The organism is Kitasatospora sp. NPDC023120 (genome assembly GCF_055560835.1).
On sequence record NZ_JBVHHY010000008.1, the window covers coordinates 88,013 to 112,936 of the forward strand.

The window sequence follows — 24,924 nt, forward strand, 5'->3', positions numbered from 1 at the left end:
TGCCAGTGCGCTCGATCACACCGTCGCTCCGGTGACGGGCGGGTACCAGGTCAGTACATTGAGCGCATCCTCACCTGGCCACGACGTGCGAAGGGGCCCGTCCCATGACCAACACCACCTCTGTGATCGTTGCCGGTGCGCGGACCCCGATGGGTCGCCTGCTCGGCTCCCTCAAGGGCTTCTCCGGTGCCGACCTCGGCGGCGTCGCCATCAAGGCGGCCCTGGAGCGGTCCGGCATCACGGGGGACCAGGTCCAGTACGTGATCATGGGCCAGGTGCTGCAGGCCGGCGCCGGCCAGATCCCCGCCCGTCAGGCCGCCGTCAAGGCCGGCATCCCGATGAACGTGCCGGCGCTGACCATCAACAAGGTCTGCCTCTCCGGCCTGGACGCCATCGCGCTGGCCGACCAGCTGATCCGCGCCGGCGAGTTCGACATCATCGTGGCCGGTGGCCAGGAGTCGATGACCAACGCCCCGCACCTGCTGCCGAAGTCCCGCGAGGGCTTCAAGTACGGCGCGATCGGGATGCTGGACGCCATGGCGCACGACGGCCTCACCGACGCCTACGAGAACATCCCGATGGGCGAGTCCACCGAGAAGCACAACGCCCGCCTGGGCATCCCGCGCGAGGTGCAGGACGAGATCGCCGCCGCCTCGCACCAGCGGGCCGCCAAGGCGCAGGCCGACGGCGTCTTCGACGCCGAGATCGTCCCGGTCGCCATCCCGCAGCGCAAGGGCGAGCCGGTCCTGTTCAGCCAGGACGAGGGCATCCGCGCGGACACCACCGTCGAGGGCCTGGCGAAGCTGCGCCCGGCCTTCACCAAGGACGGCACGATCACCGCCGGCACCTCCTCGCAGATCTCCGACGGCGCCGCCGCGGTGGTCGTGATGAGCAAGGCCAAGGCCGAGGAGCTGGGCCTGAGCTGGATCGCCGAGATCGGCGCGCACGGCAACGTGGCCGGCCCGGACAACTCGCTGCAGTCGCAGCCGTCCAACGCGATCAAGCACGCACTGGCCAAGGAGGGCCTGGAGGTCGCCGACCTCGACCTGATCGAGATCAACGAGGCCTTCGCGGCCGTCGCGTACCAGTCGAGCAAGGACCTGGGCGTCTCCTCGGACATCGTCAACGTCAACGGCGGCGCGATCGCGCTCGGCCACCCGATCGGCATGTCCGGCGCCCGCGTGGTGCTGACCCTCGCGCTGGAGCTGCAGCGCCGCGGCGGCGGGGTCGGCGCGGCCGCGCTGTGCGGCGGCGGTGGCCAGGGTGACGCGCTCATCGTGCGCGTCCCGAAGGCCTGATCAGCTGATCTGATCTTCGGGGCTGCGGACCGCCACAAGCGGTCCGCAGCCCCTTCGGCGTCCGCACCCTAGGAGCACCTGATGATCGATGTCGCCACACTGGTCGCACAGGCCCGGGAGGGCCGGCCGCGGGCCGTCGCCCGGCTGATCACGCTGGTCGAGAACGCCGCCCCGCAGCTGCGGGAGGCGATGGCCGCGCTCGCGCCGTACACCGGACAGGCCTACACCATCGGCCTGACCGGCTCCCCCGGGGTCGGCAAGTCCACCTCCACCTCGGCGCTGGTCTCCGCCTACCGGCGGCTCGGCAAGCGCGTCGGAGTGCTCGCCGTCGACCCGTCCTCGCCGTTCTCCGGCGGCGCGCTGCTGGGCGACCGGGTCCGGATGCAGGACCACGCCACCGACCCCGAGGTGTTCATCCGCTCGATGGCCACCCGCGGCCACCTCGGCGGGCTCTCCTGGGCGGCGCCGCAGGCCCTGCGGGTGCTGGACGCGGCCGGTTGCGAGGTGATCCTGGTCGAGACCGTCGGCGTCGGCCAGTCCGAGGTCGAGATCGCCGCCCAGGCCGACACCACCGTCGTCCTGCTCGCCCCCGGGATGGGCGACGGGATCCAGGCCGCCAAGGCCGGGATCCTGGAGATCGGCGACCTCTTCGTGGTCAACAAGGCCGACCGGGACGGCGCCGACGCCACCGCGCGGGAGCTCAACCACATGCTCGGCCTCGGCGAGGCCCGCGAGCCGGGGGACTGGCGCCCGCCCATCGTGAAGACCGTCGCCGCCCGCGGCGAGGGCGTCGACGAGGTGGTCGAGGCCCTGGAGAAGCACCGCGCCTGGCTGGAGGAGCACGGCGAGCTCGCCGTCCGCCGCCGCCGCCGCGCGGCCGAGGAGATCGAGGCCATCGCCCTCGCCGAACTCCGCGCCCGCATCGGCGACCTCCGCGGCGACCGCCACCTCGCCGCCCTCGCCGAACGCGTCGCCGCCGGCGACCTCGACCCCTACACCGCCGCCGACACCCTCGTCGCCGGCCTCACCACCGGCTGAGACACCCCGTCACCCCGTCACCCCGTCACCGCTTCGGTACCGCCGAAGCGGCGACGGCGTGTACCGCCCCCTGCGCGAGAAGTCGGCCGACTCGACTTCCTGTGCGGAGGGGGTGAGTGGGCGGGCCCGGAATGCGGGCCGCCCCGGCGCGAACGGGGTCGCGGCGGGGCGGGGGAGGAGACTGCGGTCGGCGCCTACGGCTTGCCGCGGAGGCCTCGGAGGTGTTCGGCGATCGGGGCGAGGGCGTCGAACATGGCGTCGAGCTGTTCCGGGGTGAAGCGGTCGATGAAGTGGGCCCGGACGCTGCGGACGTGGTCCGGCGCGACCCGCTGCATGGTCTTCCAGCCCTGCTCGGTGAGGTGGGCGTAGAGGCCGCGGCGGTCGCCGGGGCACTCCTGGCGGAGTACCAGGCCGGCGTTCTCCATCCGGGTGATCTGGTGGGAGAGCCGGCTCTTCGACTGCAGCGTGGCGGTCGCGAGGTCGGTCATCCGCATCCGGCGGTCCGGGGCCTCGGAGAGCACGACCAGGATCTCGTAGTCGTTGATGGCCAGGTTGTGCGGCTGGAGTTCGCGGCCGAGCTGGTACTCCAGCAGCTTGGCGACCTCCAGATGGGCGCGCCACATCCGCTGCTCCCTGGCGGTCAGCCAGGGAGTCTCCTCCTCGGGCTGCGACGGAGGGGTGTCCGCAGTGCCGACCGTGTGCGTATCCATGGGATCCAGCATAACCGATTTAGTTCAATCTTGTACGAGTTTACAGGCCGAAACGCCGACCCAGGTCGCCCAGGTTACCCAGCCCCGGGATGTTGGGGTTCCCGCCGCCGTGGCCGGCCGTGCCCGACTGGGACGGCACGCCGCCCATCGGCACGCCCGCCTCGGCGCCGACCACACCGACCGACCGCTCGGCCATCAGCTTCTCGCTGGACTGCAGCAGTACCTGCCCGGCGCCGATGAACTCGAACTGGTGCTCCTCGCCGGAGGCGCCGCCGAAGCCGGTCAGCCGCCGGATGCCGCCGATCAGCCCGTGCATGTAGTCGTGGTCGTAGTGGTGGCACGGCGCCGGGCAGTCCGCCCAGCCGACCAGCGCCTGCGGGTCCACCCGGATCGGCGGCTCGACGAAGTGCACCGGCCCGTTGGAGGCGGCGACGAAGCGGCCGGTGCCGATCAGGGTCAGGAAGCCCGGGATGATCGACTGCTTGAGCCGCAGCGTCGGGTCGAAGGCGAGCAGGTTGCCGGAGCGGACGGTCAGGTTGCCGTCGTCCAGGTCGTACGAATTGAGGTCGAACGCCCGGTCGGCGAGCAGCAGTTTGCCCCGGCCCTCGGCGACCACCCAGTCCGAGGCGTGCATCGGCGAGTTGAAGTGCTGCCCGAGCATCCGGTCGATCGCGCCGGCGCCGACGCCCTTGAAGGTGATGTCGCCGTAGTAGGCGACCATCTTGCCCTTCTGCAGGAAGTAGGACCCGTTCAGCTCAACCGAGAAGGCGTACGGGTTGACGTTGTCGTTGACCGGCAGGCTGTACACGTCGTGCACCACCGGGCCGGCGCCGCCCTGGGCGGTCGGCAGCGGGGCGACCGGGCCACCGAACTGCTCCTGCGCGTACGGCTGTTGCTGGGGCGGCGGCGGAGGCTGGTGGGCGGGCGGGGGCGTCGGGTACCCGCCCTGCTGGGGGTGCGCCGACGGCGGCGGCGGGTACCCGCCCTGCGGGACGGCGAACCCGGGCTGGGTCGGCTGGTCGTGCGGCGACCCGTACGGGGGCTGCGGCGGGTAGGACATCAGAGCTTCTCCTCGCTCGCCTGGACGTACACCGCACCCTGCCCGGACAGCTCCAGCTGGAACGCCTCGCCCGAGCCGCGGCCGATCATGTCGCGCCAGCCGAGCGCGGTGGACAGCTTGTTGCGCACGTCGCCGCGGTGCGCCACGTACGCCTGCGGGTCGACGTGCACCTCCTGGCCGGGGACGATCGGCAGCTCGAAGACGCCGCCGTGGGCCATCACCGCGACCGAGCCGTTGCCCTCCAGCTTGGTGGTGAACAGGCCCTGCCCGGTGACCTGGCCGCGGACCATACCCATCACCCCGCCCTGCGAGCCCATGAACATGGTGGACTGCCGCAGCGTGCCCTCGAAGGCGAGCAGCCGGTCCGCCTCGACGTACAGGGTGTCGCCGAACAGGTCGATCACGTGGACGTGGTGGCCGCCGTGGCCGAACATCACCCGGCCCTGGCCCTCGACGGTCATCAGCGGAGTGTCCTCGTTGGCCACCCGGCGGCCGATCATCGACATCACGCCGCCCTGCCCGCCGGTGATGTTCGGCGTGAAGCGGACGTCGCCGCTGTACGCGAGCATCGCGCCGCGCTGGCTGAACAGCCGCTGCCCGGGCAGCACCTGGGCCTCGACCATTTTCCCGTTGATCTTCGTGAAGCCCATCAGACGTCACCCCCGATGGTGATCTTCTCGGAGGGCTGCACGTACACCAGGCCCTCGCCGGTGAACTCGACCTGGACGGCCTCGCCGCCGCCCTCGCCGATCACCGTGGTCCAGCCCGCGCCCGACTTCAGGCTGCGGTGCAGGCTGCCGGTGTGCGCCACGTACGCGCCCGGGTCCACGCGCAGCGGCATGCTCTTGTCGACCCGCAGGATGATGGCGGGCCCGTTGGAGGTGACGGCGGCCCAGCCGTGCCCCTCCACCTTGGTGGTGAACAGGCCGTTGCCGGAGGACACGCCGTTCAGGCCGGTGAAGCTGGTGCCGGTGTGCAGGGAGGCCTCGGTGCAGAGCAGGTTGTCCGCCTCGACGTACAGCGCCTCGCCGTTCAACCGGACGAGGTTGATCTCGGTGGCCTTGTCGGCGAAGTAGCAGGTGCCCTGGCCCTTCACCTCCATGACGGTCATCTTCTCGCCGGTCAGCCGACGGGCGACCATGCCGCGCAGGCCGTCCCCACCACCGGTCAGCTTCTTGAAGGTCATCTGCCCGGTGTAGGCGACCATGGAGCCGTGTCTGGCCTTGACGGCGTCCCCGCCCAAGTCGACGGCGAGCACTCGCGATCCCTGGAGTCTGAACTGTGCCACGGCCGCAATCTAGCCGCTGCGGCCGTGGCCCGGGGAGGGTGCGGGGCCCAACTGGTACGGGGCTGCGACAAAAGTGCCGGTCAGGCCCGTGCCCCTCGCCGTACGCCCGGGGGCGGACACGCCGGTCAGCTCCGCGCGTGCGCCCCGTGCCCGGGGTGCGGGACCGTGCCGGCCGCCTGCTCGACCTCCAGCAGCGAGGCCGAGTGGCGCTCCGCCTCGAAGGCCACCACGCCGCCGCGCAGCCCGAACAGGCGCTTGGAGAGCATGATCCAGAGGACCGCCGCGATGTTCAGCACCAGGGTGCAGATCTTCACCGCGCTGACGTGGTGGCTCAGCTCGTAGCCCTCCAGCGGCAGGAAGGCCGCGGTGGCGACCACCGTCAGGTACTCGGCCCAGCGCTTGTTCAGCCAGAGGCCGACCGCCTCGACGATCTCGATCACGGCGTAGGCCAGCAGCGCGCCCGCGGCGATCAGCAGGGTGCTCTTCTTGAAGTCGAACGTCTTGCGGATCGTCTCGACGATCGGCGCGTGTTCGAGGTCCCAGTGGAAGTGGTCGGTGACCGGCTTGAAGACCGTCAGGTTCTCGTCGAAGACCCGGTGCACCGCGTCCTGGCTGTTGGAGAACTTCCACACGGCCCAGGCGACCACGATGATCAGCAGCCCGCGCAGCACCCGCTCGACGGCGAGGAAGCGCAGGAGGAAGAGGTCCCGCAGCGCCTTGCCGCGGGGCACCAGCGGCGCGTCCTCGGCGGGGCCGGAGCCGTGCGGGGCGCCCAGCGCGAAGTCGCCGCAGCGCAGGCAGCGCCAGGCGTCGCCGAGGGCGGTGGCGGCGTGCAGCCGGGAGGCCAGCTCGGGCTCGGTCGGCGCGTAGGTGATGTGGCCGCGCTTGGCGCAGGTCCTGCGGTCCCAGTCGCGCTTGAACATGTGGTGACTACCCCCCGTGGTGTGGTGCTCCGGGCGCCCGGATCGGGTGGGCGCGCGGGCAGCAGGATAGGGGTTGGGGGCGACGGCCCGCCGGGTGCCGGGGCGATCTGGGGCGCAGCTGTGACAACCCGGGCGGGCGGTGTGACGTCGGGCACGGAGCCCACCCCCGGCCGGGGGCTCGGACGTGTGCTCGGTGATAATGGCCGGAAGGCTTGTGAGTCGCTTCACAAGCGCGCCCGCGCCTCCGACCCCCGTATTGAGGTATCCAACGTGAACAGCAGCGCCGTCCACCGCCTGCGCCTGGTCTCCGGCCCCGAAGGGGTCTCCTTCATCCTGCTGCTGATCTGCTCGGTGCTGAAGCGGACCACCTCGTTCGACGCCGTCCCGGTGATGGGCATGGTCCACGGGATCCTGTTCATCCTGTACGTGGTCTTCTGGATCCAGGCCTGGCAGGCGCAGAAGTGGGACGCCAAGCGCGGCGTCCTGCTGTTCGTCCTCGCGGTGGTGCCCACCGGCGGCTTCTTCGCCGAGCGGATGCTCGGCCGCGAGGAGCGCGGCGAGCTCGAGCCCGCCACCGCCTGACGCTGGCCCCGCCGGCCGCCGCCGGCCCCGCGGCGCGGACGGCCGACAGGCTGCCGCGGCCTCCTCTCCCAAAGGGCCGCGGCAGCCTGTCGCCGTTTCTTACCGGGGGTGGCTCGCGCCGGTGGCGGCTAGTTGACGTTCACGGCGCTCCAGGCCGCCGCCACGGTCTTGTACTCGGTGCTGGTCGCGCCGTACAGGTCGGTGGCGGCCTTCAGGGTCGCCGTGCGGGCGGCCTTGTAGTTGGTGGTGGAGGTCATGTAGACGGTCAGCGCGCGGTACCAGATGGCCGCCGCCTTGGTCCGGCCGATGCCGGTCACCGTCGAACCGTTGGAGGTCGGGCTGTTGTAGTTGACGCCGTTGATCACCTTGGCGCCGCTGCCCTCGGCGAGCAGGTAGAAGAAGTGGTTGGCGACGCCGGAGGAGTAGTGGACGTCCTTGTTGCCGACGCCCGAGTACCAGGAGTCCGCGGACTGGCCGTCCTGGGAGGGCTTGTCCATGTAGCGCAGCGGCTTGCCGTTGCCGTACAGGTTGAGCTTCTCGCCGATCAGGTAGTCCGGCGGGTCGGCGGGCAGGTTGGCCGACCACTCGACCATGGTGCCGAAGATGTCCGAGGTGGCCTCGTTGAGGCCGCCGGACTCGCCGGAGTAGATCAGGCCGGCGGTGGCGGAGGTGACGCCGTGGCTCATCTCGTGGCCGGAGACGTCGATGGCGGTCAGCGGGTGGGTGTTGCTCGAGCCGTCGCCGTAGGTCATGCAGAAGCAGGAGTCGTTCCAGAACGCGTTGACGTAGTTGGAGCCGTAGTGGACCCGGCTCGCCGCGCCGACGCCGTTGTTCTTGATGCCGTTGCGACCGAAGGTGTTCTTGTAGTAGTCCCAGGTGGCGGCGGCGCCGTACTGGGCGTCCACGGCGGCGGACTCGCGGTTGGAGGCCAGGCCGTTGCCCCAGGAGTTGGTGGTGTTGCTGAACAGCGTGCCGCTGCCCGAGGTGCCGCCCTTGAGGTCGGTGGTGGACTGGTTGCCCCGGCCCGCGTCCTTGAGCTGGTAGCTGGAGCCGCTCTGGGTGGTGGTCAGCGTGACGGTGCCGACGTTGACGCCCTTGCCGGTGCCGGTCGCGGTCTGGAACTCCTCGTGGGTGGAGAGCACCTGGCCGGTGGCCGCGTCGGTGACGACCTGCTGGCTGCTCGGGGTGCCGTCCGCCCGCTCGCCCGTGACCACCGTGCGGTGGGCCAGCCGCGGGGCGCCGTCGGCCGCCCAGACCACTAGCTCGGCCGCGCCGGCGCCGTCGACCCGGCTCAGCGCCGCCTCGTCCTCGTCGGCGGCGATGCCGACGGTCGCGCGCACCGCGGCGGTGGCCTGCTCGGCGGCCTGGCCCGCGGCGAGGCCCGGGGTCAGGCTGGGCACGGACAGCCGGCCGGCGAAGGCGCGGTCGACCGAGCCCACCGTGCCGTCGGCCTTCTGGTGGACGACCAGGTCGCCACCGATCACCGGCAGGCCGGCGTAGGTCCGCTCGTACCGGAGGTGGCGGGTGCCGTCCCGGTCCACCACCACGTCCTTGGCCACCAGCTTCTCCTGGCCGCCGAGGGCGAGGGCCTGGGCGACCGGGGCGCTCTGTGCGGCGCCGAGCGCGAGCAGCGCGGACTGCTGCTGCGCGGGGGCGGGGGCGGCGGCCTGGGCGGCGGGGACGGCGGCGATCTGGACGACGCCGGCCAGCAGGGCGGTGGCGGAGAGTACGGCTCCGACAGTCAGCTTTCGCTTCATGGACGGGGGTTCCTTCCACGAGACCCGCGGGTGCGTGCGGGTGCGCCGCGTACCGGGGCGCCGGGGTTGACGCCGTTGGGGCGGTAGGGCGCGGGCGTGCTGCTCCCGTGCGGTTCCTGACGCTCCGCCGGAGGGGTGGGGGCGGCGGAGGTCGGACGGGGCTTGGTCAGAAGCATGACAATCGCTGGCAGGAATGGACAGGCCGCGTCCGGGGATTGGCCAGGAACCGCCAGTCCCGGTACGGATGGTGCGGTTGTCGCCGGTTGACCGGTATGACCGGTTCGTCCCTCCTGGCGGGACTCCGCCAGCCGGACGGCCTTGACGCCCGGACGGCGATGAGAGGCGCCCGGACATGGGCGAACGCCCGAGGCCTTCCCTCCAACGAGGCCTCGGGCGTCCGATCAGGTCGTGCCGTACGTCAGTTGACGTTGACGGCGGCCCAGGTCGCGGCGACCGCGTTGTACTCGACGCTGCCGGCGCCGTACAGGTCGGTGGCGGCCTTCAGGGTCGCCGTGCGGGCGGCCGCGTAGTTGGTGGTCGAGGTCATGTACGTGGTCAGCGCCTTGTACCAGACCTGCGCGGCCTTGTCCCGGCCGATGCCGGCCAGGGTCGAGCCGTTGTAGGTCGGGCTGTTGTAGTTGACGCCGTTGATGGTCTTGGCGCCGCTGCCCTCGGCGAGCAGGTAGAAGAAGTGGTTGGCGACGCCGGAGGAGTAGTGGACGTCCAGGCTGCCGACCGAGGAGGACCAGTAGTCGGCCGAGCGGCCGTCCTTGGACGGCTGGTCCATGTAGCGCAGCGGCGTGCCGTTGCCGTTGAGGTCGATCTCCTCGCCGATGAGGTAGTCCGGCTTGTCGGTGGCCAGGTTGGCGTACCACTCGACCATGGTGCCGAAGATGTCCGAGGTGCCCTCGTTCAGGCCGCCGGACTCGCCCGAGTAGTTCAGGTTGGCCGTGTTGGCGGTGACGCCGTGGGTCATCTCGTGGCCGGCCACGTCGATCTCGGTCAGCGGGTGGGTGTTGCTCGTGCCGTCACCGTACGACATGCAGAAGCACTGGTCGGACCAGAACGCGTTGACGTAGTTCTTGCCGTAGTGGACCCGGCTGGCGGCGCCGACACCGTCGTTGCGGATGCCGCTGCGGCCGAAGGTGTTCTTGTAGAAGTCCCAGGTGGCGGCGGCGCCGTACTGGGCGTCCACGGCGGCGGACTGGCCGCTGGAGACGGTGCCGGTGCCCCAGACGTTGTCCGTGTCGGTGTACAGCGTGCCCGAGCCGGAGGTGCGGCCCTTGAGGTCGCTGGTGGACTGGCCGCCGCGGGAGGCGTCCTTCAGCGAGAAGCCGCCGGTGACGGCGGTGGTGGTCAGCGGGACGGTGCCGACGAAGACGCCGTTGCCGGTGCCGGAGGCGGTCCGGACCTGCTCGTGGGTGGAGAGCACCTGGCCGGTGGCGGCGTCGGTGACCAGCAGCTGGCTGCTCGGGGTGCCGTCGGCGCGCAGGCCCTCGACGGTGGTCTGGTAGGCCAGGCGCGGCGCGCCGTCGGTGGCCCAGACCACCAGCTTGGCGGCGCCGGTCTGGTGGACCTCCGTCAGCGGCGACTCGTCCTCGTCGGCGGCGATGCCGATGGTGGACTGCACGGCGCCGGTCGCCTGGGCGGCGGCCTTGTCGGCGGGGATCTGCGGGGTGAGGCTCGGCACGGCGATCTGCGCGCCGGTGGCCTTGTCCACGGATATCACCGTGCCGTCGGCCTTCTGGTGCACCACCAGGTCGCCGCCGAGGACGGGGAGCCCGGCGAAGGTGCGCTCGTAGCGCAGGTGGCGGGTGCCGTCGGCGTCCACCACGGCGTCCTTGGCCACCAGCGCCTCCTGGCCGCCGAGGGCCAGGGCGTGCGAGACCTTGCCGGCCTGGCCGTTCGCCAGCGCGATCAGGTCGGCCTTCTTCTGGGCGGCCTGGGCGGTCGGGGAAGGGGCGGCCTGGGCGGCGGTGCTCACCTGGACGACACCGGTGAGCAGTGCGGTGGCGGAGAGTACGGCGACTGCGGCGAGCTTTCGCTTCACGGACGAGTCCTTCCGGGGAAACCGCGTGTGGGCGCGGTCGCACCTCGTCCCGGGGGCCGGGGGCGGCACCTGAGGGGCGGAACGGGCGCTGACGTACGGGGACCCCGAACGGTTCGAGCGGCCTGCCACCGCGGGTGGGGTGTGGTGGCTACCGGACGGGGTTGGCGGAAAGCATGACAATCGAGCAAACGAAATGACAGGTCTTGCTCATGGATTGGCCAAGTCCCGCCAGGGCCGGGGATTGTGAACAGACGGGCAAACAGGATGAATCACCCTGTCTTTCAGCGGGTTCCCATCCGAACCGAAGCCTGATCCCGCGGAGTTCGGGCGATCGCCGGTGAACCCCCGTCTGCCGTAAGCTCGTTGTCGTCTGTTAATGCCCCCGCAATGTCCTGGTATGGACCTGGGCGCCCGATTGGCGGGATCCCGCCACGCGTCGCGCTTGTCCACCATCAGGACAGCTGGTAGCACCCGTACCGTCCGCCGGTACGGTAAGGAGGTGGCCAAGCCCCTCGCTCTCGACTTCGACCCGATCGCCCGCGCCGACGAGCTGTGGACCCGCCGCTGGGGCGGAGTCCCCTCGATGGCGGCGATCACCTCGATCATGCGCGCCCACCAGATCCTGCTCTCCCGCGTGGACGCGGTGCTCAAGCCGTACGGGCTGACCTTCGCCCGCTACGAGGCGCTGGTGCTGCTGACCTTCAGTCGGACCGGGGAGCTCTCGCTCTCCAAGATCGGCGAGCGGCTCATGGTCCACCCGACCAGCGTGACCAACACCGTCGACCGCCTGGAGCGGGCCGGACTGGTCGCCCGCCGCCCCAACCCGCTGGACGGCCGCGGCGTGCTGGCGGCGATCACCAAGCGCGGCCGCGAGGTGGTCGAGGAGGCCACCCGGGAGCTGATGGCGATGGAGTTCGGGCTGGAGGAGTACGGCCCCGAGCAGTGCCGCCAGGTCTTCGAGCTGCTCAAGCCGCTGCGGGTCGCGGCCGGCGACTTCTCCGAGCCGGACGAGGGGTCGGGCGAGGGGGCTGCGAAGGCGCAGCCGTGAGGACGGCTACCCTCGTGGGAGCGGTGCGCGGATCCGGGCGTACCGGCGGAAACTGCCGAGCGAGGCGAGGAAGAGTATGAAGGCGACCCCCCTGCTGGGCTGGTACCGGGCCCTGGCCATTGCGACCGGCGTGGCGCTGCTCGTGTTCTGCGGCTTCATGGTCGCGAAGTACGGCTTCGGCAAGGCCGAGGAGGTGACCACGTACGTCGCGATGCTGCACGGCTACCTGTACATCGGGTACTTCGTGGTGACCTTCCTGCTCGGGCAGAAGCTGAAGTGGCCGCTCGGCCGACTGGTGCTGACCCTGGCGGCGGGCTGCATCCCGTTCCTCTCCTTCGTCTTCGAGCGCAAGGTGGCCGGCGAGGCCGCCGAGAAGCTGACGGCGGGCGACGGCGCCCGCGAGCCGGTCGGCGCCTGAGCCGGAAGCCCGTACGAGGGCCCCTTCCCCACGACCGGGGGAGGGGCCCTCTCGCGTTGCCCGCGGGTTGCCGTCGACAAGTACTAGGACGTCCGAGTAAATTAGTAGGACGTCCTAATAGCTGTGCCGCCCCGTCGCCGTGGCGGCCGTACGGAGCGGAGTTCGGCCCATGGACGCCGAGGAGATCGAGCGCGGACGGCAGCGCTGGCAGCAGCGGTACGACAAGGCCCGCAAGCGGGACGCGGACTTCACCACGCTCTCCGGCGACGAGGTCGAGCCGGTCTACGGCCCGCCCGTCGGGCAGCCCTACGAGGGCTTCGAGCGGATCGGCTGGCCGGGCGAGTACCCCTACACCCGCGGCCTGCACCCGACCGGCTACCGCGGCCGCACCTGGACCATCCGCCAGTTCGCCGGCTTCGGCAACGCGCAGCAGACCAACGAGCGCTACCGGATGATCCTGGACGCCGGCGGCGGCGGCCTCTCGGTCGCCTTCGACATGCCCACCCTCATGGGCTACGACTCGGACGACCCCAAGTCGCTCGGCGAGGTCGGCCACTGCGGCGTGGCCATCGACTCGGCCGCCGACATGGAGGTGCTGTTCAAGGGCATCCCGCTCGGCGAGGTCACCACCTCGATGACGATCAGCGGCCCGGCCGTCCCGATCTTCTGCATGTACCTGGTCGCCGCCGAGCGCCAGGGCGTCGACCCGGCGGTGCTCAACGGCACCCTGCAGACGGACATCTTCAAGGAGTACATCGCGCAGAAGGAGTGGCTCTTCGCCCCCGAGCCGCACCTGCGCCTGATCGGCGACCTGATGGCGTACTGCGCCGAGGGCATCCCCGCCTACAAGCCGCTGTCCGTCTCCGGCTACCACATCCGCGAGGCCGGGGCGACGGCCGCGCAGGAGCTCGCGTACACCCTCGCGGACGGTTTCGGCTACGTCGAGCTGGGCCTGTCCCGGGGCCTGGACGTGGACGTCTTCGCGCCCGGCCTGTCGTTCTTCTTCGACGCGCACCTGGACTTCTTCGAGGAGATCGCCAAGTTCCGCGCCGCGCGCCGGATCTGGGCCCGCTGGATGCGCGACCGCTTCGGCGCCAAGACCGACAAGGCGCAGTGGCTGCGCTTCCACACCCAGACCGCCGGTGTCTCGCTCACCGCGCAGCAGCCGTACAACAACGTCGTCCGCACCGCCGTCGAGGCGCTGGCCGCGGTGCTCGGCGGCACCAACTCGCTGCACACCAACGCCCTGGACGAGACCCTGGCACTGCCCTCCGAGCAGGCCGCCGAGATCGCCCTGCGCACCCAGCAGGTGCTGATGGAGGAGACCGGCGTCGCCAACGTGGCCGACCCGCTGGGCGGTTCCTGGTACGTCGAGGCGCTGACCGACCGGATCGAGCAGCAGGCCGAGGCGATCTTCCAGCGGATCCTGGACAAGGGCCGCGAGGACCACGAGATCGGCCCGATCACCTCCGGCATCCTGCGCGGCATCGAGGAGGGCTGGTTCACCGGCGAGATCGCCGAGGCGGCCTTCCAGTACCAGCAGTCGGTGGAGAAGGGCGACAAGCGCGTGGTCGGTGTCAACTGCCACCCGCGCAGCGTCACCCCGGAGCTGGAGATCCTGCGGGTCAGCCACGAGGTCGAGCGCGAGCAGGTGCGCGTGCTGGCCGAGCGCAAGGCGGCCAGGGACGAGGCGGCCGTGCGGGCCGGGCTGGACGCCATGCTGGCGGCGGCGCGCTCGGGCGAGTCGATGATCCCGCCGATGCTGGACGCGGTGCGCGCCGAGGCGACGCTGGGCGAGATCTGCAACGCGCTGCGCGAGGAGTGGGGGACGTACCGGGAGAACGCGGCGTTCTGACCGCCTGACGTCTGACCATCTGACCGGTGCGCGGCCGCCCGTACGGATCCCCGTACGGGCGGCTTCGCCGTTTCAGCAGGTGGTGAGCGGTCCCAGCAGCAGGTCGGTGAAGCGTCGGGTCCACTCGGCGGTGATCGGCTCGCCGCTGACCAGGACGCGGTGCTCGACGGTGCCGGCGATGGTGTCGAAGATGATGTCGACCTCCTCGCGGGCCGCGGCGGCGTCGGTGTCCGGCTCCAGCTCGCCGCGCGCCTGGGCGGCCGCCCGGCCCTGGCGGACCAGCCGCTTCTGCGGGTCCACGATGGCTTCGCGGATCCGGCGGTGCAGCTGCCGGTCGCGGATGCCCTCGGCGAACAGCGCGAGCAGCGCGGCCTGGGTCTCCGGGCGGGCCAGCAAGTCGGCGAACTGGGTCACCACGGCCTCGATGTCGGCCCGCAGGCTGCCGAGGTCGGGCATCACCAGCTCGTCGAAGAGGGTGGCGACGGCGTCGACCACCAGCTCGTTCTTGGAGGGCCAGCGGCGGTAGAGGGTGGTCTTGGCGACCCCGGCCCGGCTCGCCACGTGGCCCATGGTCAATCCGCCCCAGCCGAGTTCGGCGAGGGCTTCGCGGGTGGCGTCGAGGATCGCGCGGTCGGCGGCGGCGCTGCGCGGGCGGCCCTTGGCCCGGGCGGCGCCGGCGGCCTCCGGGGCCGTGCTCGCGGTGTCCGGGGCGGTGCTCGCCGGGGCCGTGCACGCCGGGAGCGTGCCCTCCGGGCTCGCGGGGGGCTGGGCGGCCTGCACCGGGCCTCCTTGCGCTTTACTGGTAAGTAACTTGGGTGGGGCAGGTAACGGTAGCGATTGTTCGCCGATTCGGGCAGTCGGGCCACCCGGGAAAGTGGGGCAGGTCACGTCCCGGAACCGCCGGATGGGCTTGCGGCCGGGGCACCGGCTCCAGTTACGCTACGACTCGTAGCGAAAGCAGTGACAACCAGGCGCCGCGACCCGTGGGACGGGAGCGGCGCGGGCGCGGATGGGGATCCGCGCCGAACGGTCCAGGCTACCGGGGGAGGGGCACCGCACCCGGGAACCCGCGCCGCGCAGCCCGCGCGGGGCGACTTTCCCGAGGATGGTGCCCGCGAGCAGCGCGGACGGGGGAGGATGGTGCCATGCAGCCACGGAATTCGCGTCTCAACAGCTCCGCCCTGCGCGGTGCGGTCGACCTCGCCGCAGTGAAGGCGGCCGGCGAGGCCGCCCAGAAGGCCGAGCAGGCCCGGGCCGAGCGGGCCCGTCAGGCCGCCGCCGCCGAAGCGGACGGCTCCGCCACCGCCCAGGGCGCCTACCAGCTCGTCATCGACGTCACTGAGGACACCTTCGAGGCCGACGTCGTCCAGCGCTCCACCGAGGTGCCGGTCGTCATCGACTTCTGGGCCGAGTGGTGCGGCCCCTGCAAGCAGCTCAGCCCGATCCTGGAGGGCCTGGCCGAGGAGTACGCCGGCCGCTTCGTGCTCGCCAAGATCGACGTGGACTCCAACCAGCTGCTCGCCCAGCAGTTCGGCATCCAGGGCATCCCGGCCGTGATGGCCGTGGTGGCCGGCCAGTTGGTGCCGCTGTTCCAGGGGGCGGAGAGCGCCGCCAACATCCGCAAGATCCTGGACCAGCTGATCCTGGTCGCCGAGCAGCGCTTCGGCGTGGCCGGCGGCGCGGTCACCCCGGGCGAGGCCCCGGCCGCCGCCCCGCAGCGCCCCGAGGACCCGGCGCTGTCCGCGGCGCACGACGCCCTGGACGCCGGTGACCTGGGCGGCGCCATCCAGGCGTACAAGAACGTGCTGACCGAGCAGCCCGGCAACGCCGAGGCCAAGCTGGGCCTGGCCCAGGCCGAGCTGCTGCGGCGGATCGAGGGCCTGGACCTGCAGGCCGTCCGGGCCGCGGCCGCGGCCGACCCGAAGAACGTCGAGGTCCAGCTGCAGGCGGCGGACCTGGACCTGGTCGGCGGTCACGTCGAGGACGCCTTCGGGCGCCTGGTGGACACCGTCGGGCGGACTGCCGGCGAGGACCGGGACACCGCCCGGCTGCGCCTGCTGGAGCTGTTCGAGGTGATCGGTGCGGAGGACCCGCGGGTCACCGCGGCCCGTACGGCGCTGGCGCGCGTGCTGTTCTGAGCACGGCCCGTTGGCACGCCGGGTGACCTGCGGTGTCGCCGGGTGATTTGGCGACAATCCGGTCAACCGGACAGAGGTTTACCAAATCTTGATTTCACCCGTGGGTGGTCACGTTCAGTGACCACCCACGGGTGTTTCGTCCGTGTTTCCGGCGGATTTCGTCGTCGACTTTCCGCCAGGGCGTCACGCACGGTGTAAATCGCGCCATTTTCATGATCGATGACACCGGATGTTGCATTACCCGTCAGTAAGGCACCTCTTGTGCTTCGCCCGGGATTCAAGCAGCATCGGCGTCGCCCGGTCCCAGACTCCACACCCTCCGACAGCCCGTCGGCCACGCGGAGCGCGGGATCCCCACCGGGTGATCCGCCGGCTCCGGTCGGCGGTAGGGAGGGCAGGGGGGTATCCGCGGTCCCACGGCGGTTCCTGTCCTCCGACCGGCCGCGCGGCCCTGCGCGGTCGCTGGTTGTCGCTCGGGGGTGATCGCCGATGTCGTCGGTCCTGCCCGCCGCCCCACAAGGTCGGCCGGTGCTTGGCCGGGAGGGCCGCTGTTCGCAGGCCGCTCCCGCGTCCGACGACGCCCAAGGCGCTCTCCGCTACCGAGGACGTAGCTCTCTCCCATCCCAGGCCCCCACCGGTGCGGGACGCGCCGCCGGGGAGCCGGAGATGTACGTCCTAGAAGGAGGACTCGCATGTCCAAGACCTACGGCAAGACCCGCTGGAAGCGCTTCGCCCTGGTGATGGTGCCGAGCGTCGCGGCCACCGCGATGGTCGGCGTCTCGATCGCCAACAGCGCGCTCGCCGCCTCGTTCAGCATTTCCGGCCAGCAGTTCAAGGTCAGCACCGACCAGCTGCACGGCACCAACTTCGCCCAGTTCGGCTCGGTCGACATCGAGGCGAACGGCAAGCCGCATCCGGTCGCGGTCTCGGCCTTCGACCACGCCGACATCACCAACTTGTGCCAGTCGGTGGTGACCGACCTGACCGGGTTCGGCCTGGGCAAGATCACCCTGCAGCTGCACGCCGGCACCGAGGCGGGCAAGCCCGTCCAGGCCGACAACCTGCTGATCGACCTGGAGCAGCTGAAGGCGGACGCGACCTTCACCGACATCAACATCGGTCAGGACGCGTCCACCCTCTCCGGCTCGGCCACCCAGGGCTGGACCCCGCACCCGGGCGTCACCAAGGCGGGCGGCGGCGCCGGCCTGCCGAGCGGCCCGACCGGTTTCGCCCAGGCCGCCAAGAAGGCAGACCTGAGCGGTGTCCAGCAGACCGCCCGGGCCACCTCGGCCGGCACGTTCAAGCTCAACGGCCTGAGCCTCGCGCTGAAGAGCGGCGACGGCGCGGGCAACGAGTGCTTCTGAGCAACGCCTGACGGCACGGCCGACCGGCACGCCTGACGGCGCGTCGGGCGGCGTGCCCGGACGACGGGTCCACCCGGGGCCGGGGGCGGCGGACCACCGCCACCCCCGGCCCACCCCCATTGTTCTTCCCTCGTAGCGACATCGAGGAGCTGCACCATGTCCAGCGCAACGGTCGAACCCCGGACCGGCCACCAGAGTCCGATCGGGTGGCTTTGGCGGCACTTCCGTGATTTCCGCCGCACCAGGCCCTTCTGGGGCGGCCTGCTGGCCATGATCGCCGGCGTCCCGATCCTCTACTTCCCCTATGCGCACCTGACGTTCGGCGGCCTGACCATCGCGATGTCGACCACGGCCGGCGCCGGGTCGCTGATCATCGGCGTCCTGATGATCATCCTCGGTCTGACCGCCTGGTTCCAGCCCGCGGTGCGGGTCTTCGGCGGCATCGCGACCATCCTGCTGACCCTGGTCTCGATCCCGGTCTCCAACCTGGCCGGCTTCGGGCTGGCGCTGCTGCCCGGCCTGATAGGCGGCGGGCTGATGGTCTCCTGGGCACCGCTGCCGGAGCCCAGGACCGAGTCGACGGCCAAGGGCGGGCGCCGCCGTCGGGGCAAGGTCGCCGAGGACGCGGCGGCCGCGAACACCGCGGCCGGGGAGGTCGCGGCGAAGAGCGTCGCCACCGAGTCGGCGGCCGCCGAGGCCGGGGCCCAGCCCGCCGCCGAGGCGCCCACCGCCCAACTGCCCGCCCAGGGCGCGCCGCAGGAGTCGGCCCCCGAGTCCGCAGCCGAGCCCGCCGCCCAGCCCGTCGTCCCGAAGCAGGCCGGCGCCGCCGACCCGGAGGGGGCCCGGTGACCGGGCCGGCCGAGCAAGCCGACGGCACGGCCGACCCGGCGCGGCGCTCCGGCCGGCACGCGGCTCCGCGCACGCCCGTCCGGACCCGGCTGAGAGGCCGCGCGCTGGCGATGGCCGCGGTGCCGACCGCGCTGCTGATGGCCGCGGCCTACACGCCCAACCCGGCGCTCGCCGAGTCCGCGGCGGGCAAGCCCTGCGGCAACGCGCCGGTCGCCGTGCCGGACGTCGCGCCGATCGAGACGCCCGTCCCCAAGAGCGAGCTGCCCGAGCCGCCCCCCGGCCCGACCACCGCGCCGACCGCGGCACCGACCCAGGCTCCGACCGTGGCGCCCACCATCGGGCCCTCGACCGGCCCGAGCCCGGCGCCGACGCAGGTGCCGACGCACGCCCCGACGATCGCGCCCACCCAGCAGCCGACCTCGCCGGTCAAGCCGCCGACCGTCACGACACCCACCACCCAGCCGCCCGCCGCCCAGGCCGCCTCGCAGCCGCAGCCCGCGGCCGCCGGCACCGACGCGGTCGCGCCGAGCACGGTCCAGCCGGGCGCCGGCAGCAGCCCGGGCACCGGTACGGGCCTGGCGACCCAGGCCGGGCTGATCGACGACATCGTCGGCGGCATCAACCACATCCTGAACCCGACCGGTTCGCCGAGCCCGACCGCGACCCCGACCCAGGCCCCCAAGCCGGGCACCACCCCGGCCCCGGCGGCCACCACCCCGGCCGCCCCGGCCCCGCGCGCGGGCACCCCGGCCCAGCCCGGGCCCGCCCAGCCGCAGGCCCAGGGCACCGCCCAGGGCACGGTGCCGACCGCCCAGCCCTCCGGCGGCGCGCCCTCGCCCGCCGCGACGCCGAGCGGGAAGGCGAGCCCCAAGGCGACACCCTCCGCGGGGGCGTCCGGGACCGCCTCGCCCACCGCGAGCGCCACCGGCACCCCGTCCGCGACGCCCACCGCGAACCCCAACTGCGATGTGGACACCCGGAGTCTGACCGCCGGCGCGGCCGCCGCCGGGCACGTCGTCCCGGAGCAGAACTGGACGCTGCTGACCAGCCGTCTGGCCCTGCACGGTGCGGCCTTCCACGGCGTCTACGACGTGAAGACCCCGACCGGCAGCAAGCGGGTGCTGAAGTTCGTGGTCGACAGCGTGGACATCGACAACCTCGACATGTCGACCCTGGAGGGCAACGGCGTCACCTTCCACGTCCAGGGCGCCAAGGGGTCCACCTCGACCATGCGCAACGGCCCGGTCACCATGTACGTGGAGCGGCTGTCCGGCCACCTCTCCAAGGTGCTCGGCCTGCCGATCCCGATCGACCTGGGTGAGATCACCCTCACCCCGGACACCCTGCCGCGCTGGCTGTACGACCTGATCGGCGCCGTCCCGATCCCGCTGGACCTGGAGCTGACCGGCGTCACCGCCAAGCAGGCCGGCCAGTTCGGCGGCACCCTGCACATCCCGGGGATGCACCTGTTCAACGACGACGCGCCCTACAGCGACAAGTAGGGCGGGCAGCGGACGCCGAAACGCCCGTGGGGCGGCCCTCCGGATCGGAGGACCGCCCCACGGGCGTTTTCACGGGCCGGGTGCTCAGGCGCTCTGCGGGCCCAGGTGGTGCACCTGCACCATGTTGGTGGTGCCGGGGATGCCGACCGGGACACCGGCGGTGACGATGACGGTGTCGCCCTCGTCGAGGCGGCGCATCCGCAGCAGCTCACGGTCGACCTGGGCGACCATGGCGTCGGTGGTGGCGACCTGCTCGGTCACGTACGCCTCGACGCCCCAGCTCAGCGAGAGCTGGTTGCGGGTGGCGGAGTCCGGGGTGAACGCGATCACCGGGATCGGCGAGCGGTAGCGGGACAGCCGGCGGGCGGTGTCGCCGGACTTGGTGAACGCGACCAGCGCCTTGCCGTCGAGGAAGTCGCCCAGCTCGCACGCGGCGCGGGCGACCGAACCGCCCTGGGTGCGAGGCTTGCGGCCCGGGTTGAGCGGCTGCAGGCCCTGCGAGACCAGCTCCTCCTCGGCCTTCTCGCAGATCCGGCTCATGGTGCGGACGGTCTCGACCGGGTACTTGCCGACGCTGGACTCGGCGGAGAGCATGACCGCGTCGGCGCCGTCCAGGATGGCGTTGGCGACGTCGGAGACCTCGGCGCGGGTCGGGCGCGAGGCGTGGATCATCGACTCCATCATCTGGGTGGCGACGATGACCGGCTTGGCGTTGCGGCGGGCCAGCGTGATCAGCTGCTTCTGGACCAGCGGCACCCGCTCCAGCGGGTACTCCACGGCGAGGTCGCCGCGGGCGACCATGATCGCGTCGAAGGCGAGGACGATCTCCTCCATGGCCTCGACGGCCTGCGGCTTCTCGATCTTGGCGATGACCGGCACCCGGATGCCGACCTCGTCCATGACCTCGTGGACGTCCTTGATGTCCTCCGCGTTGCGGACGAAGGACAGGGCGATCATGTCGACGCCCAGGCGCAGCGCGAAGCGCAGGTCCTCCTTGTCCTTCTCGGACAGGGCGGGCACGTTCACGGCCGCGCCGGGCAGGTTGATGCCCTTGTTGTTCGAGAGCACGCCGCCCTCGACCACCACGGTCTTCACCCGCGGGCCGTCGACGCTGACGACCTCCAGGGCGATGACGCCGTCGTTGATCAGGATCGGGTCGCCGGGCTTCACGTCGCCGGGCAGGCCCTTGTAGGTGGTACCGCAGATGTGCTGGTCACCGGGGACGTCCTCGGTGGTGATGGTGAACTCGTCGCCGTTGTCGACGGTCACCGGGCCGTTGGCGAAGGTCGCCAGACGGATCTTCGGACCCTGGAGGTCGGCCAGGACGCCGATGGCCTTGCCGGTGTCCTCCGAGACCTGGCGGACCTTGCGGTACCGCTCCTCGTGGTCCGCGTGGTTGCCGTGGCTCATGTTCAGTCGGGCGACGTTCATGCCCGCCTCGACGATGGCCTTCAGCTGTTCGTAGGAGTCCGTCGCCGGACCCAGGGTGCAGACAATTTTCGCTCGGCGCATATGGATCAGTCTATCCGTTCGGGTTATGGCCGCATTCGGCACGGACCGGGAGGAATCGCCGACGAATGATTCCGAGGAGCGAGACGATTCCGTGTCAGTCCTCGGACATCCGCTGTTCCCGGTGCACCAGTGCGAAGGCCTGGCGGGCGATCTCCAGCTCCTCGTCGGTGGGCACCACCGCGACCGCCACCCGGGCGTACGCGGGCGAGATGATCCGGGCCTCGCCGGAGCGCACCGAGTTCAGCTCCGGGTCCACGGCGATGCCCAGCTCCTCCAGCCCCGCGGTGGCCGCCGCGCGCACCGGCGCCGCGTTCTCCCCGACCCCCGCGGTGAACGCGATCGCGTCCACCCGGCCGAGCACCGCGTAGTAGCCGCCGATGTACTTGCGCAGCCGGTGGACGTACGCGTCGAAGGCGAGCACGGCGTCCGCGTCCCCCTCGTCCGCCCGGCGCATGATCTCGCGCATGTCGTTCTCTCCGCACAGGCCGCGCAGGCCGCTGCGCCGGTTGAGCAGGTCGTCGATCTCGTCGATCGACATCCCGCCGACCCGGTGCAGGTGGAACACCACCCCGGCGTCGATGTCGCCCGAGCGGGTGCCCATGACCAGGCCCTCCAGCGGGGTCAGGCCCATCGAGGTGTCCACGCAGCGGCCGCCCGAGACCGCCGAGGCGGAGGCGCCGTTGCCCAGGTGCAGCACGATCACGTTGACCTCGGCCGGGTCCTTGCCGAGCAGCCGGGCGGTGGCCCGCGAGACGTACTGGTGCGAGGTGCCGTGGAAGCCGTAGCGGCGCACCCGGTGCTCGTCGGCGACGTCCTTGTCGATCGCGTACCGCGCCGCGGACTCGGGCATCGAGGCGTGGAAGGCGGTGTCGAACACGGCCACCTGGGGGAGGTCGGGGCGCAGCGCCCGGGCCACCTCGATGCCGGTGATGTTGGCCGGGTTGTGCAGCGGGGCGACCGGGATCAGCCGGCGGACCTCCTTGAGCACCTCGTCGGTGATCACGGTCGGCTCGGTGAACCGCTTGCCGCCGTGCACCACCCGGTGCCCGATCGCGGCCAGATCGGGGGAGTCCAGCCCGAGGCCGTCGACGGCCAGCTCCTCGGCGACCGCCTTCAGCGCGGCGGAGTGGTCGGGGAAGACCTGCAGCGCCTCGCGCCGCTCGCCCCCGCGCGGGGTGTGCACCAGGCGGCCGCCCGCCTCGCCGATCCGCTCGACCAGCCCGGAGGCCAGCCGGTCGCCGTCCAGCATGTCGATCAGCTGGTACTTCACCGAGGAGGAGCCGGCGTTCAGAACGAGGACACGGGTACCTTCACTCATGCCTGCGGCTCCTTGCGGTCCTGCGTGCGGTCCTGGGACTGGATGGCGGTGATCGCGACGGTGTTGACGATGTCCTGCACCAGCGCCCCGCGCGAGAGGTCGTTGACGGGCTTGCGCAGCCCCTGCAGCACCGGGCCGACCGCGACCGCGCCGGCCGAGCGCTGTACGGCCTTGTAGGTGTTGTTGCCGGTGTTGAGGTCCGGGAAGATCAGCACCGTCGCCCGCCCGGCCACCGGCGAGCCCGGCAGCTTGGTGGCCGCGACGTGCTCGTCCACCGCCGCGTCGTACTGGATCGGGCCCTCGACCAGGATGTCCGGGCGCAGCTCGCGGACCAGCTCGGTGGCCTTGCGCACCTTGTCGACGTCCGCGCCGGAGCCGGAGGTGCCGGTCGAGTACGAGAGCATCGCGACCCGCGGCTCCACCCCGAACTGGGCGGCGGTGGCGGCGGCCTGGATCGCGATGTCGGCCAGCTGCTGGGCGTCCGGGTCGGGGTTGACCGCGCAGTCGCCGTACACCAGCACCTTGTCGGCCAGGCACATGAAGAAGACGCTCGACACGATGGACGCGCCCGGCGAGGTCTTGATCACCTCGAAGGCGGGCCGGATGGTCGCCGCGGTGGAGTGCACCGCGCCGGACACCATGCCGTCCGCGATGCCCTCCTGGACCATCAGGGTGCCGAAGTAGGAGACGTCGGTGACCACGTCCAGGGCCAGCTCGACGGTCATCCCCTTGTGCGCCCGCAGCTTCGCGTACAGCTCGGCGAACTGGCGGCGCAGCGGGCTGGTGGCCGGGTCGACGATCCGGACCTGCGCGCGGTCGGCGCCCGGAACCTCGTGCGGCAGCTCGATGCCGAGGCCGGCGGCCTTGCGGCGCACCGCGTCCGGCTCGCCCAGCAGGGTGAGGTCGCAGATGTTGCGGCGCAGCAGGATCTCGGCCGCGCGCAGCACCCGCTCCTCGGTGCCCTCGGGCAGGACGACGTGCCGGCGGCCGGCCCGGGCGCGCTCCAGCAGCTCGTGCTCGAACATCATCGGGGTGACCCGCTCGGACCGGCCGACCTCGATCCGGTTGGTCAACTCGACGGTGTCGACGTGCAGTTCGAACAGGCCGAGGGCGATCTCGGCCTTCCGGGGGCTGGCCGCGGTGAGCTTGCCCTCCAGGTGGGTCAGGGTGGCGGCGGTCGGCCAGCTGCCCTCGGGGACGACCGCGACCGGGGTGCCGGGGGCGAGCCGGGCGGCGAGCGCCATCACGTTCGGGCCGGGGTGCTGGCCGAGCGTCAGCAGCACGCCGGCGATCGGTGGAGCGCCGGCGGCGTGCGCGGCCAGCGAGCCGATCACCAGGTCGGCGCGGTCCCCAGGGGTGACGATCAGCGCGCCCTCGGTCAGCGCGTCCAGGAAGGTCGGCAGCATCGCGCCGCCGAACACGTAGCCGCGCACGTCCCGGGCCAGGCCCGCCGCGTCCCCGAGCAGCACCTCGGCGCCGGTCGCCTCGACCAGCTGGGCGACGGTCGGCGCGGCCAGCGCCGGCTCCTCCGGGATGACGTACGCGGGGATCGGCAGCTTCTCGGTGAGTTTGCGCTGGATCCGCTGCTTGCCGCCCGGCGCGACCCGGTTGGCGATCATCGCCAGGGTCTCGCAGCCGAGGTCGGTGTACGCCCGGTGGGCGTTGCGCACCTCGGTGATCACCGCCTCCGGATCCTCGGCGTGCCCGCCGACCACCGGCAGCACGGCGGCGCCGAACTCATTGGCCAGGCGGGCGTTGAAGGCCAGCTCGTCCGGAATGTTGGTGTCGGCGAAGTCGGTGCCGAGCACCAGCACCGCCTGGCAGCGCCGCTCCACCGCGCGGAACCGGTCGACCAGGACGGAGACCAGCTCGTCCTGCCCCCGGGCGGCCTGCAGCGCGGCGGCCTCCTCGTAGGTGAGGCCGTACAGCTCGGAGCTCGGCAGGTCGATCCGGTAGCGGCCGCGCAGCAGCTCGACCACGTGGTCCGCCCCCGGCTGCCCGGGCGCGGCGGCGTGCACCAGCGGACGGAAGACCCCGACCCGGTCCACCTGGCGGGTGAGCAGTTCCATGACCCCGAGTTCGACCGCCTGTCGGCCGTCCCCCCGGTCGATCCCGGTCACGTACACGCTGCGCGCCACGCGGATGTCTCCGTCCCGTCGTCTCGGAAGGTGGTCACATCGACCATACCTTCGCATCACGAACGCCTGTCCGCGA

Annotated in this window: 21 protein-coding genes; 10 read left to right on the top strand and 11 right to left on the bottom strand. The window is 71.9% G+C overall.

Annotation, left to right across the window (positions count from 1 at the left end; all coding sequences use genetic code 11):
* The first annotated feature begins 104 nt into the window (after positions 1-104).
* Positions 105-1,298 carry an acetyl-CoA C-acetyltransferase gene (locus ACZ3TI_RS13825; RefSeq protein ID WP_465726412.1) on the top strand — a complete coding sequence of 398 codons (1,194 nt, stop codon included), beginning with the start codon at positions 105-107 and terminating at the stop codon, positions 1,296-1,298.
* A gap of 81 nt (positions 1,299-1,379) precedes the next feature.
* Entirely contained in the window at positions 1,380-2,336 is a 957-nt protein-coding gene (meaB, locus tag ACZ3TI_RS13830) for a methylmalonyl Co-A mutase-associated GTPase MeaB (RefSeq protein WP_465726413.1), read from the top strand.
* A gap of 194 nt (positions 2,337-2,530) precedes the next feature.
* On the opposite strand, the gene ACZ3TI_RS13835 is transcribed toward meaB, so the two are convergent.
* The 5 genes from ACZ3TI_RS13835 to ACZ3TI_RS13855 form a co-directional block, all read right to left on the bottom strand.
* Positions 2,531-3,046 (bottom strand): MarR family winged helix-turn-helix transcriptional regulator, encoded by a 516-nt coding sequence (locus tag ACZ3TI_RS13835; protein ID WP_465726414.1) that lies wholly within the window; start codon positions 3,044-3,046, stop codon positions 2,531-2,533.
* Between the two features lie 40 nt (positions 3,047-3,086).
* Positions 3,087-3,896, bottom strand: a complete 810-nt coding sequence (locus ACZ3TI_RS13840; protein ID WP_465726569.1) for an AIM24 family protein — start codon at positions 3,894-3,896, stop codon at positions 3,087-3,089.
* A 209-nt stretch (positions 3,897-4,105) separates the two neighbouring features.
* Positions 4,106-4,756 carry an AIM24 family protein gene (locus tag ACZ3TI_RS13845; protein ID WP_465726415.1) on the bottom strand — a complete coding sequence of 217 codons (651 nt, stop codon included), beginning with the start codon at positions 4,754-4,756 and terminating at the stop codon, positions 4,106-4,108.
* Entirely contained in the window at positions 4,756-5,394 is a 639-nt protein-coding gene (locus ACZ3TI_RS13850; RefSeq protein WP_465726416.1) for an AIM24 family protein, read from the bottom strand. Before ACZ3TI_RS13850 ends, ACZ3TI_RS13845 begins: the two co-directional genes overlap by 1 nt.
* 125 nt (positions 5,395-5,519) lie before the next feature.
* Complete coding sequence (locus ACZ3TI_RS13855; RefSeq protein WP_465726417.1) at positions 5,520-6,317, bottom strand: DUF2127 domain-containing protein; 798 nt, start codon at positions 6,315-6,317, stop codon at positions 5,520-5,522.
* A 270-nt stretch (positions 6,318-6,587) separates the two neighbouring features.
* Between ACZ3TI_RS13855 and ACZ3TI_RS13860 the strand changes: the two genes are divergently transcribed.
* A complete protein-coding gene (locus ACZ3TI_RS13860) occupies positions 6,588-6,899 on the top strand; it encodes a DUF3817 domain-containing protein (RefSeq protein WP_465726418.1) in 312 nt (103 codons plus the stop codon).
* Between the two features lie 128 nt (positions 6,900-7,027).
* Here the strand turns inward: ACZ3TI_RS13860 and ACZ3TI_RS13865 are convergent, their stop codons facing one another.
* Positions 7,028-8,656 carry a M4 family metallopeptidase gene (locus ACZ3TI_RS13865; protein ID WP_465726419.1) on the bottom strand — a complete coding sequence of 543 codons (1,629 nt, stop codon included), beginning with the start codon at positions 8,654-8,656 and terminating at the stop codon, positions 7,028-7,030.
* Between the two features lie 418 nt (positions 8,657-9,074).
* Entirely contained in the window at positions 9,075-10,706 is a 1,632-nt protein-coding gene (locus tag ACZ3TI_RS13870; protein WP_465726420.1) for a M4 family metallopeptidase, read from the bottom strand.
* A gap of 499 nt (positions 10,707-11,205) precedes the next feature.
* On the opposite strand from ACZ3TI_RS13870, the gene ACZ3TI_RS13875 reads away from it, so the two are divergent.
* From ACZ3TI_RS13875 to ACZ3TI_RS13885, 3 genes are all read left to right on the top strand, one after another.
* On the top strand, positions 11,206-11,754 hold the full coding sequence (locus ACZ3TI_RS13875) for a MarR family winged helix-turn-helix transcriptional regulator (protein ID WP_465726421.1): 549 nt from the start codon (positions 11,206-11,208) through the stop codon (positions 11,752-11,754).
* A gap of 76 nt (positions 11,755-11,830) precedes the next feature.
* Positions 11,831-12,172 (top strand): DUF3817 domain-containing protein, encoded by a 342-nt coding sequence (locus tag ACZ3TI_RS13880; protein ID WP_465726422.1) that lies wholly within the window; start codon positions 11,831-11,833, stop codon positions 12,170-12,172.
* A gap of 169 nt (positions 12,173-12,341) precedes the next feature.
* The gene (locus ACZ3TI_RS13885; RefSeq protein ID WP_465726423.1) at positions 12,342-14,027 is read left to right on the top strand and encodes an acyl-CoA mutase large subunit family protein; all 1,686 of its coding nucleotides are present in this window, start codon (positions 12,342-12,344) and stop codon (positions 14,025-14,027) included.
* Between the two features lie 72 nt (positions 14,028-14,099).
* Here ACZ3TI_RS13885 and ACZ3TI_RS13890 read toward each other — a convergent pair whose 3' ends face one another.
* Positions 14,100-14,807 (bottom strand): TetR/AcrR family transcriptional regulator, encoded by a 708-nt coding sequence (locus ACZ3TI_RS13890; protein ID WP_465726424.1) that lies wholly within the window; start codon positions 14,805-14,807, stop codon positions 14,100-14,102.
* A 365-nt stretch (positions 14,808-15,172) separates the two neighbouring features.
* Here ACZ3TI_RS13890 and ACZ3TI_RS13895 point away from each other — a divergent pair, with 365 nt between their 5' ends.
* The 4 genes from ACZ3TI_RS13895 to ACZ3TI_RS13910 all read left to right on the top strand — a co-directional run bounded on the left by ACZ3TI_RS13895 (position 15,173) and on the right by ACZ3TI_RS13910 (position 19,880).
* The gene (locus ACZ3TI_RS13895) at positions 15,173-16,165 is read left to right on the top strand and encodes a tetratricopeptide repeat protein (protein ID WP_465726425.1); all 993 of its coding nucleotides are present in this window, start codon (positions 15,173-15,175) and stop codon (positions 16,163-16,165) included.
* Between the two features lie 692 nt (positions 16,166-16,857).
* The gene (locus tag ACZ3TI_RS13900; protein ID WP_465726426.1) at positions 16,858-17,529 is read left to right on the top strand and encodes a DUF6230 family protein; all 672 of its coding nucleotides are present in this window, start codon (positions 16,858-16,860) and stop codon (positions 17,527-17,529) included.
* Positions 17,530-17,685: 156 nt separating this feature from the next.
* A complete protein-coding gene (locus ACZ3TI_RS13905) occupies positions 17,686-18,378 on the top strand; it encodes a DUF6114 domain-containing protein (protein WP_465726427.1) in 693 nt (230 codons plus the stop codon).
* On the top strand, positions 18,375-19,880 hold the full coding sequence (locus tag ACZ3TI_RS13910) for a hypothetical protein (protein ID WP_465726428.1): 1,506 nt from the start codon (positions 18,375-18,377) through the stop codon (positions 19,878-19,880). Before ACZ3TI_RS13905 ends, ACZ3TI_RS13910 begins: the two co-directional genes overlap by 4 nt.
* A gap of 84 nt (positions 19,881-19,964) precedes the next feature.
* Here the strand turns inward: ACZ3TI_RS13910 and pyk are convergent, their stop codons facing one another.
* The 3 genes from pyk to pta all read right to left on the bottom strand — a co-directional run bounded on the left by pyk (position 19,965) and on the right by pta (position 24,848).
* Positions 19,965-21,392 (bottom strand): pyruvate kinase, encoded by a 1,428-nt coding sequence (pyk, locus tag ACZ3TI_RS13915; RefSeq protein WP_465726429.1) that lies wholly within the window; start codon positions 21,390-21,392, stop codon positions 19,965-19,967.
* Positions 21,393-21,486: 94 nt separating this feature from the next.
* Positions 21,487-22,710 carry an acetate kinase gene (locus ACZ3TI_RS13920; RefSeq protein ID WP_465726430.1) on the bottom strand — a complete coding sequence of 408 codons (1,224 nt, stop codon included), beginning with the start codon at positions 22,708-22,710 and terminating at the stop codon, positions 21,487-21,489.
* Positions 22,707-24,848: a phosphate acetyltransferase gene (gene pta / locus ACZ3TI_RS13925; RefSeq protein WP_465726431.1), complete on the bottom strand. Its 2,142-nt coding sequence runs from the start codon at positions 24,846-24,848 to the stop codon at positions 22,707-22,709. The genes ACZ3TI_RS13920 and pta overlap by 4 nt, the downstream gene beginning before the upstream one ends.
* Between the last annotated feature and the right edge of the window lie 76 nt (positions 24,849-24,924).

Coding starts and splice junctions, on each gene's coding strand:
- ACZ3TI_RS13825 (WP_465726412.1), top strand. CDS start 105: ATGACCAACACCACCTCTGTGATCGTTGCCGGTGCGCGGACCCCGATG.
- meaB (WP_465726413.1), top strand. CDS start 1,380: ATGATCGATGTCGCCACACTGGTCGCACAGGCCCGGGAGGGCCGGCCG.
- ACZ3TI_RS13835 (WP_465726414.1), bottom strand. CDS start 3,046: ATGGATACGCACACGGTCGGCACTGCGGACACCCCTCCGTCGCAGCCC.
- ACZ3TI_RS13845 (WP_465726415.1), bottom strand. CDS start 4,756: ATGGGCTTCACGAAGATCAACGGGAAAATGGTCGAGGCCCAGGTGCTG.
- ACZ3TI_RS13855 (WP_465726417.1), bottom strand. CDS start 6,317: ATGTTCAAGCGCGACTGGGACCGCAGGACCTGCGCCAAGCGCGGCCAC.
- ACZ3TI_RS13865 (WP_465726419.1), bottom strand. CDS start 8,656: ATGAAGCGAAAGCTGACTGTCGGAGCCGTACTCTCCGCCACCGCCCTG.
- ACZ3TI_RS13880 (WP_465726422.1), top strand. CDS start 11,831: ATGAAGGCGACCCCCCTGCTGGGCTGGTACCGGGCCCTGGCCATTGCG.
- ACZ3TI_RS13885 (WP_465726423.1), top strand. CDS start 12,342: ATGGACGCCGAGGAGATCGAGCGCGGACGGCAGCGCTGGCAGCAGCGG.
- ACZ3TI_RS13895 (WP_465726425.1), top strand. CDS start 15,173: ATGCAGCCACGGAATTCGCGTCTCAACAGCTCCGCCCTGCGCGGTGCG.
- ACZ3TI_RS13900 (WP_465726426.1), top strand. CDS start 16,858: ATGTCCAAGACCTACGGCAAGACCCGCTGGAAGCGCTTCGCCCTGGTG.
- ACZ3TI_RS13905 (WP_465726427.1), top strand. CDS start 17,686: ATGTCCAGCGCAACGGTCGAACCCCGGACCGGCCACCAGAGTCCGATC.
- pyk (WP_465726429.1), bottom strand. CDS start 21,392: ATGCGCCGAGCGAAAATTGTCTGCACCCTGGGTCCGGCGACGGACTCC.
- ACZ3TI_RS13920 (WP_465726430.1), bottom strand. CDS start 22,710: ATGAGTGAAGGTACCCGTGTCCTCGTTCTGAACGCCGGCTCCTCCTCG.